Origin of the sequence: Fontibacillus forbon (assembly GCF_046559655.1) — a bacterium.
GTDB lineage: Bacteria > Bacillota > Bacilli > Paenibacillales > Paenibacillaceae > Fontibacillus.
In genome coordinates this window covers 1,326,377-1,339,122 of sequence record NZ_JBKGFV010000001.1, presented here as the reverse complement: position 1 = coordinate 1,339,122, position 12,746 = coordinate 1,326,377, and the positions used below count along the sequence as shown (strand labels likewise).

8 protein-coding genes are annotated in these 12,746 nt (G+C 48.4%); 7 read left to right on the top strand and 1 reads right to left on the bottom strand.

Translation table 11 applies throughout. The annotated features are described in order from the left end of the window. Positions 1-127: 127 nt before the first annotated feature. Positions 128-1,210 (bottom strand): GntR family transcriptional regulator, encoded by a 1,083-nt coding sequence (locus ACLB09_RS06175; RefSeq protein WP_410768871.1) that lies wholly within the window; start codon positions 1,208-1,210, stop codon positions 128-130. Positions 1,211-1,505: 295 nt separating this feature from the next. Between ACLB09_RS06175 and ACLB09_RS06170 the strand changes: the two genes are divergently transcribed. The 7 genes from ACLB09_RS06170 (at position 1,506) to ACLB09_RS06140 (ending at position 12,709) form a co-directional block, all read left to right on the top strand. Next, positions 1,506-3,110: a xylulokinase gene (locus ACLB09_RS06170; protein ID WP_410768870.1), complete on the top strand. Its 1,605-nt coding sequence runs from the start codon at positions 1,506-1,508 to the stop codon at positions 3,108-3,110. Between the two features lie 16 nt (positions 3,111-3,126). Further along, complete coding sequence (locus tag ACLB09_RS06165) at positions 3,127-3,822, top strand: L-ribulose-5-phosphate 4-epimerase (protein WP_410768869.1); 696 nt, start codon at positions 3,127-3,129, stop codon at positions 3,820-3,822. Positions 3,823-3,854: 32 nt separating this feature from the next. Continuing rightward, positions 3,855-5,279 carry an L-arabinose isomerase gene (gene araA, locus ACLB09_RS06160; RefSeq protein WP_410768868.1) on the top strand — a complete coding sequence of 475 codons (1,425 nt, stop codon included), beginning with the start codon at positions 3,855-3,857 and terminating at the stop codon, positions 5,277-5,279. Between the two features lie 241 nt (positions 5,280-5,520). Next, positions 5,521-7,761, top strand: a complete 2,241-nt coding sequence (locus tag ACLB09_RS06155; protein WP_410768867.1) for an ATP-binding cassette domain-containing protein — start codon at positions 5,521-5,523, stop codon at positions 7,759-7,761. Positions 7,762-7,981: 220 nt separating this feature from the next. Next, complete coding sequence (locus ACLB09_RS06150) at positions 7,982-8,890, top strand: NAD(P)/FAD-dependent oxidoreductase (protein WP_410768866.1); 909 nt, start codon at positions 7,982-7,984, stop codon at positions 8,888-8,890. Positions 8,891-8,938: 48 nt separating this feature from the next. After that, positions 8,939-9,709, top strand: a complete 771-nt coding sequence (locus ACLB09_RS06145) for a class I SAM-dependent methyltransferase (protein ID WP_410769016.1) — start codon at positions 8,939-8,941, stop codon at positions 9,707-9,709. Positions 9,710-9,889: 180 nt separating this feature from the next. Then, entirely contained in the window at positions 9,890-12,709 is a 2,820-nt protein-coding gene (locus tag ACLB09_RS06140) for a glycoside hydrolase family 2 TIM barrel-domain containing protein (RefSeq protein ID WP_410768865.1), read from the top strand. Positions 12,710-12,746: the final 37 nt, after the last annotated feature.

The following is a 12,746-nucleotide window of genomic DNA, read 5'->3' as shown; positions in this document are numbered from 1 at the left end:
ATTGAAATTGATTCGAAATTGGTACATGATGTGGGCTGCACTTGGCTCCGTTGTGTACCATTTTTTATTCTAGCTTTAGCCGGTTAAAACAAAAAACCATCTGCCATGCAGATGGTGTAGTCCTCAATTATTTCTTTATAACCGTTTCACCTTCAATTAACACCGGTTGATAATAGGTGTTGTTAGGCAGGTCCTTCTTTCCTTGTAATTTCTTAATGACCCAATCCGCTGCATCACGGCCCATTTTTTCTTGCGGGTGTGTCAACGTGGTTAGTTTGATGTTCGCGTTTTGGGCGATATAGGAATTGTCCTGGCCAATAATCGATAATTCCTCCGGAATGGAGATGTCCAGCTGCCTGCAGGCATTGACCACTTCCAGCCCCACCTCGTCGTTATAGCAGACAAGCGCGGAGAGCGTATCTCTGTTTTTATCCAAAAAATCTTTCAAGTTTGTGGGGAGCGCCTGTTTCGTCTCCGTGTCGAATGAAAAAACTTGCTCCGGATAAAATCGCAATTTGGCTTCTCCCAGCGCTTTGATATACCCCTTCATACGATACTTCCCTTGTAAGTCATCCATTTTTGCAATAAGACCAATTTGGGTGTGCCCGTTCAGAATCAACTCTCTCGTTGCCAGATAACTGGACTGCACGTCATCGAGACAAAGGAAGGGCACCTCTATTTCTTCATAAAAAGCATTGATCATAATGAATGGAATATCTTGTTCTTTGAATGACAGGTAGTAAGCGATATTGGGATTGTATAAATTGCTTTTCGTAGGTTCAATAATTAAACCATCCACGCCATAGGACAGCATCATTTCCAGCGCCTTTTTTTCTTGCTCAACATCGTTATTGGTACTAGCCAACAGGAGTGAATAATTATCCTCATTCAATCGGCTTTCGATCCCCCGGATGATGGAAGGGAAGATGTAGTCGGAAATGTAGGTCGTGATGACACCGATGGTTTTCTTATGGGTACTCCCGCCGGATTTTGATCGATATTGGTTGCTGACATACGTGCCGGAACCTTTTTCGCTGCGCAGAAATCCTTCGTTGGATAGTTCTAAAATGGCTTTTCGTACCGTCTGTCTGCTTACTTCGTACAGAGACTGCAAGGCAGACTCCGTAGGAATTTGTTCTCCGATGTTGTAATCTCCTGAGAGGATTTTGCTTTTTATATCATCAAGGATAACCTGATATTTGGGTTTCATGTAACTCCTTCTTCCATACATGTTCGCTTAGTTATTACTTCATTTGTTGAATTTGTATGTACAAATTATAGCATGATTGTGAAAAAAGTAAAAAGGGGAGCTGTATAAAGATAAATTGAGTATTAACACCTAAAATGTAGAATAATAATCTTAATTCCATCTATATTTGTATGTATATATAATTCGCTGCATTGACAAATGTACGTACAAAAAATATACTGAAACTGTTAATCAAGAAGCTTATTATTCTTATCATTACTTTATTAAAAGCGCTGTCAGAGAGGTGACCAACGTGATGTCGAATCAAGTGAGCATGAAACAAGCGGTCGTGAACGGAGAAACTTCGCTTGGCATTGAATTCGGATCCACGCGTATTAAAGCAGTACTCATTGACCATAGCTTTCAAACGATCGCTTCCGGAAGTTATGAGTGGGAAAACCAGTTGAAAGACGGTTTTTGGACCTACAGTTTAGAGGATATTATCAAAGGTCTGCAAAAAGCTTATTCCGAGATGAAGCAAGAAATTGAACGGAATTATGGAATCACCCTCCAAACGATCGGTTCGATCGGTTTTTCTGCCATGATGCACGGATATATGGCTTTTGACGACAAAGATGAATTGCTCGTTCCTTTCCGGACTTGGCGCAATGCAACAACAGGTGCGGCAGCCAAAGCATTGACGGATCTGTTTGAGTTTAATATTCCTGAACGTTGGAGCATTGCTCATCTTTATCAAGCGATATTAAATGAAGAAGAACATGTGCCTCGGATCCGTTATGTTACGACATTAGCGGGATATATTCATTGGTTGCTGAGCGGAAGTAAAGCAATTGGCGTCGGGGATGCATCGGGCATGTTCCCGATTGACGAATCCACGGGAAATTATCATGCATCCATGATCAAGCAGTTTGATGAACTTGTGGCAGGTAAAGGTTATCCATGGAAGCTCGATGACCTGTTTCCCAAGGTGTATGTTGCGGGCCAGCAAGCCGGAGTGCTTTCCGAAACGGGAGCTAAAATCTTGGATCCATCCAACCAACTGCAGGCAGGTATTCCGCTGTGCCCTCCGGAAGGGGATGCCGGAACCGGCATGGTCGCTACGAATAGCGTCAAGAAACGCACCGGGAATGTCTCCGTTGGAACATCGGTTTTTGCCATGATTGTACTCGAGAAGGAACTGTCAAAGGTATATCCGGAAATCGATATGGTCACTACGCCGGACGGAAGTCCGGTTGGTATGGTTCATGCCAATAACTGTTCGAGTGACATCAACGCATGGCTCGGATTATTCCGCGAATTCTCCGATGCCGTGGGACAAAAGGTAGATACCGAGAAATTGTACAGCGTCATGCTGAATAAAGCATTGGAAGCCGACCCGGATGGCGGCGGATTGCTTAGCTACGGTTATTTCTCGGGTGAGAATATTACCGGATTAGAACAAGGCCGTCCGCTATTTGTTCGCTCGCCTGAGAGTAAATTTAATCTGGCTAATTTTATGCGGGTTCATCTGTTCACTGCATTCGGGGCTCTAAAAATCGGCATGGACATTTTGACGAAGGAAGAGAATGTCGCTATTGATAGCATTTTGGGCCATGGCGGTTTATTCAAGACTCCAGTCGTCGGACAGAAAATGATGGCCGCGTCCATGAATGTACCCGTATCCGTGATGTCGACCGCCGGAGAAGGCGGCGCATGGGGAATGGCGATTCTTGCCTCTTTTATGATGAATAAAGATCCAGAAGAAAGCTTGGACAGCTTCCTCGACCACAAGGTGTTCAAAGATGTCGAGGGACAAGAGATTCACCCGGATCCAATCGACGTTAAAGGATTCGAAGCCTTTATCGAACGATATAAACAAGGTCTGGCGATTGAGCAAGCCGCCGTCGACAACTTAGTGTGAGAATGGAGGGAGCAAGATGTTAGAACAACTTAAAGAAGAAGTTTTTCATGCCAATCTGGAATTGCCTAAACATGGACTTATTAAATATACGTGGGGAAATGTAAGCGCCATTGACCGTGAAAACGGTTTGTTCGTAATCAAACCCAGCGGTGTCAGCTATGAGACGATGAAAGCGAGCGATATGGTCGTTGTTGATCTGGATGGCAATGTGGTTGAAGGAGATATGAGACCTTCCTCCGATACACCGACTCACGCCGTGCTTTACAAGCATTACTCCGAAATCGGAGGCATAGTGCACACGCATTCCACTTGGGCGACCATCTGGGCTCAAGCAGGACTTGATGTTCCCGTCATGGGAACGACGCACGCCGATACATTCTATGGTTCCGTTCCCTGTGCACGGTTCTTGACGCAAGAGGAAGTAGATCGGGGTTACGAGGCGGAAACAGGCCGTGTCATCATCGAAACTTTTGAGCAGCGCGGCATAGATATTATGGCGGTTCCGGGCGTTTTGCTAAAGGGGCATGGACCATTCACTTGGGGAAAAGATGCCAAATCCGCGGTCATGAACAGTGTCGTGCTGGAGGAAGTATCGAAAATGAATTTATTTGCGAGAGAGTTAAACCATTTTGCGGAGGAATTGCCGCAACGCATTTTAGATAAACATTACTTGCGAAAACATGGCAAAAACGCTTACTACGGGCAAAAGTAATTAAACAATAACATATAGAAAAGAGGATGAATATGTCAACAGTAGCAGCAAAACAATTTTGGTTTGTCGTAGGTTCTCAGCATCTTTATGGGGAAGAGGCATTAGCTGAAGTTAAAGCCCATGCCCAAGAAATGACGGATGCTTTAAATAAAAGCGGAGTTTTGCCTTATCCTTTGGTATTGCAGGATTTGGCTGTCAGCGCAGAGAAAATCACCAGCATCATGAAAGAAGTCAACTATCGTGACGAAGTTGCCGGTGTCATCACTTGGATGCATACGTTCTCGCCTGCAAAGATGTGGATCCGCGGAACCAAGCTGTTGCAAAAACCTTTACTTCATCTGGCAACACAATATAATGAAAGCATTCCTTGGGCAACGATCGACATGGACTTCATGAATCTTAACCAAGCGGCTCATGGTGATCGTGAATATGGTTTTATCAATGCGCGTTTGAATAAGCAAAACAAAATTGTCGTCGGCTACTGGGAACGCCCTGAAGTACAGAAGCAAATTGCTGAATGGATGGACGTAGCGGTTGCCTATAACGAAAGTTTTAATATCAAAGTCGCCCGCTTTGGCGACAACATGCGCAACGTAGGCGTAACCGAAGGCGATAAGGTCGAAGCGCAGATCCAATTTGGATGGACTGTCGACTACTTTGGAATCGGGGACCTTGTTCAATACGTGAACGAAGTGAAGGAAGAAGAAATCGATGCTTTGTTTGCCGAGTATGCATCCCTTTATGAATTTGATTACGGCACTTATAGTAAAGAAGCCTGGGAAGCTAGCGTAAAAGTACAAGCAAGCTATGAAATCGCTATTAAACGCTTCCTGGATCATGGCGGTTACAACGCCTTCACCTCGAACTTCGAAGATTTACACGGTATGAAACAGCTTCCGGGGCTTGCCGTTCAACGCTTGATGGCACAAGGATATGGTTTTGCCGGTGAAGGGGATTGGAAGACTGCAGCTCTGGATCGCTTGCTCAAAGTGATGAGCCATAACCAAAACACGGGATTTATGGAAGATTACACTTACGAATTGACAGCCGGCCAAGAATCCATCCTTCAATCCCATATGCTTGAAGTAGATCCTACGTTGGCAAGCAACAAACCCAAAATTATCGTTTCTCCATTGGGCATCGGCGGTAAAGAAGATCCGGCCCGCTTAGTATTTGACGGCAAAAAAGGAGACGGCGTGGTTGTTTCCATGGCTGACTTCGGCACGCATTATAAGCTGTTGATCAACGAAGTTTCCGCATTCGAGCCAACGGTTCCGGCTCCTAAGCTTCCAGTGGCCCGTGTCCTTTGGAACGTGAAGCCGAACTTCCAAGACGGGGTTAAAGCTTGGATCGAAAATGGCGGCGGTCACCATACCGTTCTTTCATTAAACTTAACAACCGACCAAATTGTTACTTACGCTAAACTGGTTAACTTGGACTATGTAGTTATTAAGTAATCGTCCCGTGTGACTTCCTTGTCGGAGGACATAAACATTAGAAGCCGCGATCTGCGCGGCTTCTTTTTATTACGCAATCTCATGATTTGCTGCGACATTATATATCACAGCACGAAATTTGCGTCTACTCCATGTTTTCACTTGTGTTAGGAGCCTCTTACTGGTACACTCATCTCCTGATGACGAGCAAGAAATTTTTACCGCATCATGAAAGACAACTTCATTAAAGGAGATGATAGACATGCCGCAAGAGTTCATCGAAATCAGAAATGCCAGGGAAAACAACCTCAAAAATATTAACGTAAGGATTCCAAAAGGGAAAATTACGATTTTTACGGGGGTATCCGGTTCCGGAAAATCATCCATCGTGTTTGATACGATTGCCCAGGAAGCAGGACGCCAGTTGAATGAAACCTATAGCAGTTTTGTACGGACTTTTCTGCCTCGCTACAGCAGGCCGGAAGCGGACGAAATCAGCAATTTGTCCACGGCGATTGTGGTGGATCAAAAGCGGCTGGGCGGAAATGCCCGCTCGACGCTAGGAACGGTAACGGATATCAATTCTCTTTTAAGGCTGTTGTTTTCACGTTTTGCGGAACCGCATCAAGGGTATAGCAACGCTTATTCGTTTAATGATCCCAGCGGGATGTGTCCCAAATGCGAAGGAATCGGAAAAATCATCACCTTGAACGCCGATGCGGCGCTGGACTGGGGGAAATCGCTGAATGACGGCGCCATTTTATTGCCCGGCTTCGCCCCAGGCACTTGGCAATGGAAGACCTACGGCGAGTCGGGTTTCTTCGATAACGACAAAAAGATAAGAGATTACAACAAAGAGGAACTTGAACAGTTGCTTTATGCGGACCCGCAAAAAGTGGTGGTTACCCACATGGATACCGGTATTAATGCCACCTATGAAGGACTGTCCGTAAAATTCATGCGATTGAATGTGAAAACCGAAAAAGAAACGACCAAGGCCGGGGCGAAAAAACTGGACAAGTATACTACAACCCGTACCTGCCCGGTATGCGATGGCAAGCGCTATAATGAACAGGTTTTGTCTTCAAAAATCGAAGGATTCTCCATATACGACCTTACGGACATGCAACTGGATGAGTTAATCGAAGTTCTGTCGAGGCTGGACACCCCGCCGGCCAAGCCGATTGTAGACGGCATTGTAGAACGTCTGGGCAATCTTTGCGAGATTGGGCTCAGTTACATGAATCTGACAAGAGAAACACCGACCTTATCCGGGGGCGAATCCCAAAGGGTAAAAATGGTGAAGCATTTATCCAGCAGTCTGACCGGGTTAATGTATATTTTTGATGAACCAAGCACCGGTTTGCATCCCCGGGACGTACATCGATTAAACGAATTATTGATCAAGCTGCGCGACAAGGGAAATACCGTTCTGGTCGTGGAACATGATCCCGACGTCATCCAGGTTGCCGATCATATTATTGATGTCGGACCGCATGCGGGGGCCGCAGGCGGAACCATTATGTATAGCGGAAGTTACGAGGGTTTGATGTCTTCCGATACCCTTACGGGCAAGTATTTGTCGCGTAAAACCGAAATCAAGGCCAAGCCCCGTCCGGCTTCGGACTTTCTGGAGAGCAGCATAAGCAGTCTTCATAATTTGAAAAAAGCCAGGCTTCGCGTTCCCCAAGGGATCTTCACGGTGGTTACGGGAGTGGCGGGCTCCGGAAAAAGTACGCTCGTCAACGAAGTTTTTGCCAATGACTATCCGGAAGCCATTCGGATCGATCAAAGCCCGGTCCATGCCAATATCCGTTCGAATCCGGCCACGTACTCCGATATCATGACCGCGATTCGCAAAGTCTTTGCGGAAGCGAATCAGGTGGATGCCGGGCTGTTCAGCTACAATTCGGAGGGAGGCTGCGAAGCTTGCGGCGGTACCGGAACCGTGGAGCTCAATATGTCATTTATGGACAAAGTGGAAGTGGTTTGCGGCGAATGCGGAGGAAGCCGTTACAAGCAACATGTGCTTCGCTACTTGTATAAGGGGAAGAACATTGTTGAAATCATGGAAATGTCGGTGACGGACGCCCTGGATTTTTTTGATACGAAAGACATTCGCGGCAAACTGAAAAGCATGGAAACCGTGGGACTCGGATACCTCTCGTTAGGCCAGCCGCTGAACACGCTGTCCGGCGGGGAGTGCCAGAGATTAAAGCTGGCAAGGGAATTAACGAAAAAGGGGAATATCTACATTCTTGATGAACCGACGACGGGATTGCATATGTCGGACGTCTCCAATATTTTGCGCATCATCGATAAATTAGTGGAAAAAGGCAATACCGTCATCGTTATCGAACATAATCTGGACGTGATCCGGCATAGCGATTGGATCATCGATTTGGGACCGGATGGCGGCACGGGCGGTGGAGAGATTTTATACGAAGGGCCTCCATCCGGGATATTGGGTTGTGAGCGATCCGTAACCGCACGTTATATATAAGTGCCCGACCCGAAGAGCCTGGACAAGAAAGTCCGGGCTCTTTTATTTTTTGTTACCGAATTTAATAAGTAATCAGAGGAGGGGGGGAGAAGCTTCGTGGACAAGGGATTCTTGACAGACCGGCTTAATCACGGTTATTATAGATACATTAAGTCCTTGATCGATATTGAAACTTATAGTCGCGGGAAACTTCCTAAACGAGGAATGGAGGAGTATTTTTATGAATTATGATTGTGCCATTGTCGGAGGCGGTCCGGCCGGGTTAAATGCGGCACTCGTGCTGGGCAGGGCAAGAAAAAGCGTTGCTTTGTTTGACGACAGCCAGCCGCGGAACGGGGTAACTCACGCGTCGCACGGATTTCTTACGCGGGACGGAATTAAGCCGGCCGAGTTTCGCCGGATTGCCTATGAGGAGGTGCTTGGTTACCCGTCGGTGCGGCATTTCGAGGTTCAGGTAACCGATCTTCGGAAAAACGAGCATGGATTCGTTATTCGAACGGCTTCGGGCGAGCCGGTTTATGCCAGCAAGGTGATATTGGCTGCCGGGCTGAAGGAAGTATTACCCGAAATTAAGGGGATTTCGCAATTTTACGGAAAAAGCCTGTTCAATTGTCCTTTTTGCGATGGCTGGGAGTTGCGGGATCAACCGCTTGTGGTCTTAGCAGAAACACCGGAAGCATTTCACAAGGTGAAATTGCTGCATAACTGGAGTGCGGACTTGGTTATGTGCACGAACGGAAACGATATTTTGACAGAAGAACAGCGGTTGGAGTTCGCATCCAAGGGAATAGTGATCATGGAAGCTCCCATTACTGAATTTTCGGGTCGAAACGGATTGCTGGAAAGGGTGCATTTTTCCGATGGTTCGCAACTCGAGCGAAGCGGCGGCTTCATTGCTCCTACTTTAATTCCCAATGCAAGGTTTCATGAAGCGTTAGGCTATCAAACTGAGCCAGATGGAGGGATTGTAACCGATGCGATGGGCAGAACCGCAATAGCCGGCTTGTACGCGGCGGGAGATTCCGCTTATGTGATGCCTTCCCAATTGATCTATGCCGCTGCCTCGGGAAGCAAAACCGCGGCGGCCGTGGTTGCGGACTTGACGGAAGAGGCGTGGCAATCGATATAGGGCGATGGAGCAAGGCGAAGTGTTGAACGATATATAAGGGAGATGATGTTGATGCACAGCTTTGATGGTCATCGCTTGAATTCGGGAGGCTCCAAGAATAAACCAAATCCGGCAGGCAGACCGGGAGTCGAGCTCATATCCTTGCTACAGCCCCAGACGGGGGAGCGAATCCTGGACGTGGGATGCGGGAACGGGGATCTGACCGCCGCGATTGCGGCGGCAGGAGCGATTCCGACAGGGATCGACCTGTCGGAAGAAATGGTGGATCGAGCCCGCCTGAAACATCCCGAATTGCATTTTCAGGTGGAAGACATATGTCATTACAAATCTGATGAACGTTTCGACGCCGTGTTCTCGAATGCGGCTTTGCACTGGATCAAGGATGCTCCCGCAGCCGCCCGCTCCATCCGGTTAGCCCTCCGGGCAGGCGGACGATTCGTCGCCGAATTCGCAGGAAACGGCAATCTTGCGATACTGACTGCCGCCATGAAGCAGGCACTTGAGGAGCATGGCTATGCATGGGAGGGACGGAACCCGTGGTATCATCCCACGGTTGGCGAATATGCCAGCCTGCTGGAACAAACCGGCTTTCGCGTCACGTTGGCTTATCGCTTCGACAAGCTCATTCCGCTCAAGGGGAATTTAGGAATCAGGAATTGGCTGGACAGTTTCGCTGCGTACTTTTTCCCGGACGTAACCCCTTCCGATAAAGAATCCATTTATCGCTCAATAGAATTAACCGCAAGGCCGGACCTGGAAGTCGAAGGTCAGTGGAAGATAGATGCAAGCCGATTGCGTATCCTAGCCATCAAGATTTGATCGCCCCGCAAAAATGAAGCAGACGTTACAAGATTAATGGGGTAAAATATGTTCTGATCCCTGAAGGAAACTGAAAATGTAAATGTTCGATTCAGCAGGAATCGGCCATTCCCGGGGAGAAGGTAACGATAAGCCATGAAGAACCCCCCAGCAGGAATGTAGCGTTTACTACAAATAGGAGTGATATTTTTGCAGACAAAGATCAGCCTGGAAGGCGAATGGAAATTGCAATTGGATGAGAGAAAACAGGGACTGAAACTGCCGTTTCAAGAGGTTATCACCCTGCCGGGCACGACGTCGCATGCGCGAAAGGGACCGAAAAACGAAAATGCGTTGATCGGCGCCCTGACGGATGAATACTTGTTTGAAGGATCGGCCTGGTATGGTAAAGAGATCACGATTCCGAATGAACTTGCCGGAAAAAGAGGTTTGCTGTATCTGGAACGCACCCGGATGACGACAGTATGGCTGGATGGCCAGGAGATCGGCAGCCGTGACAGCCTGAACACCGCCCACATCTACGAGGTAGGACAGCTCAGCGCAGGTAGCCACACCATTACCGTGCGGGTTGACAATACAGGTTATCCGACAAAAGGAGGACATTTAACCTCCCCGGATACGCAAACCAACTGGAACGGCATTACCGGTCGGATTGAGCTTCAATTTTTCGGAGAATCGTCTCTGAGCAATATCAGATTGTATCCCGATTTGGCCACTCGGTCGGTCAGAGTTACCGGAACCATGGAAGGCATGGCTGAAGGAACGGTTGTCGTGGCAGCCGAAAGCTTTAACAGCGAGACTTCACACTCGGTTCCTGAGCGGGAATTCGCCGTATCGGCAGGGGAGTTCTCCGTCGTTTATGAGCTGGGTGCCGAAGCGCTGCTTTGGAGCGAATTCAAGCCCAACCTTTATAATTTAAGCGTCATTTTGAAGGACGGAGAAAGTGGAGAAGCCGATCGTCATGAGTTGATCTTCGGTCTCAGGGAATTCAAAGCGGCTGGCGACAAGTTTATCATTAATGGAGAGAAGACCTTTCTTCGCGGCAAGCATGACGGCCTGATCTTCCCGTTGACCGGCTATGCGCCTACCGATGTGGAAGAATGGCTTAGAATCCTTGGAATTTCAAAATCTTACGGCATTAATCATTACCGTTTCCACACTTGCTGTCCGCCGGAAGCGGCCTTTACCGCCGCGGATATGCTCGGGATTTACATGGAGCCGGAGCTGCCGTTCTGGGGAACGATCACGGAAAAAACCGACGAAGGGCACAATCAAGCGGAGCAGGACTATCTCATCAGTGAAGGTTATGCCATTCTGCAGGCGTTTGGCAATCACCCTTCCTTCGTGATGATGTCGCTTGGTAACGAGCTGTGGGGGAGCAGAACGAAGATTGATTCCATTCTGAAAGAATACAAGGATTTCGACGACAGACATTTGTACACGCAAGGCTCCAATAACCATCAGTTCATGCCGGAAATTTTGGAGCATGACGATTTCTTCTGCGGCGTGCGCTTTTCCAGAGATCGGTTGTTCAGAGGCTCTTACGCGATGTGCGATGCTCCGCTGGGTCATGTACAAACCGACTATCCAAGCACGATGAAGGATTACGACGACCAGATCGTTCCTCCGGATTTTCATAAAGGCGAAGGTTCGGCAGAGAAAGCAGGAGGGGCGATCCAGATTCAGTACGGAACCGAAGCCAAAACCGTCGAAGCCGGGGACGTTTCGGGAGAATGGATTCCGCAGATTCCGGTGGTTTCTCATGAGATCGGGCAATATGCGACATATCCGAATTTCGAGGAGATCGAAAAATATCAAGGACCGCTCAAAGCGGAGAACTTCAAAATCTTCCGCGAACGTCTAGAGAGTAAGGGGCTGGGCCACCTTGCCGGGAAATTCTTCGAAAGCTCGGGGCAACTGGCTGCAGCTTGCTATAAGGAAGAGCTTGAAGCCGCTTTCCGCTCCCGCAGACTTGCCGGCTTCCAATTACTGGATCTGCAAGATTTCAGCGGTCAAGGAACCGCATTAGTCGGCGTGCTGGATGCTTTTATGGATTCCAAAGGGATGATTACGCCGGAAGAATGGCGGACGTTTTGCAGCGATGCCGTCCTGCTGGCTAGATTCCCGAAATACAATTATGCCGCCGGGGAACGCTTCAGCGCCGCTGTCGAGTTGAGCTGGTTCCGGCAAGGAGCCCACGGCAATCTCGTGCTGAGTTGGGAGCTTTCCGCAGACAGCGGGAAGCTGGCGGAAGGCTCCGCCGAAGCAAATATTCCTGCAGGTACGAATTATATCGATATCTGCCAACTCGACATTGATCTTCCCGGGGTTCAGCGGATGACCAAAACGGAATTATCCCTACGGATCGAAGGAACGGACATCCACAAAACCTACGACCTGTGGATTTATCCGGAGAACAGCGGAAGCGGGCTTGCCGGAGCCGGAATCAACGTATTCGAGGAACTATCCGATGCGGCGTTAGCGCTGCTGGAGCAAGGCGGAAATGTGTTGCTGATGCCGAAGCCGGAATCTCTCCAAAACGCTGTCGAAGGTTTTTATTGCACGGATTTCTGGTGCTATCCGATGTTCCGCTCCATTTCGGAAAGCATGAACCGGCCGGTGCCCGTCGGCACCATGGGGTTGTTGATCGACAACGACCACCCGGTGTTCCGCGATTTCCCGTGCGAAGAACATTCCACTTACCCGTGGTGGAGTATCATACAAAACTCGAAGTCGCTCATCATGGACGGAACCGATCGCGAATGGAGCCCGATCGTGCAGACGATCGACAATTTTGAGCGCAATCATAAACTTGGCTTCCTGTTTGAATGCCGTGTCGGCCAAGGCAAGCTGATGGTCTGCGCCCTGGATGCAAGCAAAGCGGGCGAAACGCCGGAGGGAAGACAATTCCTGTCCAGCTTGGCCGGTTATATGACCTCCGAGGAATTCAACCCGCAATATAAAGCGAGTGCTGCAGAGCTTCAAGAGTTGATCCGATAAGACGAACGCTCTAAGATAGCGTTCGGACCACCTAACG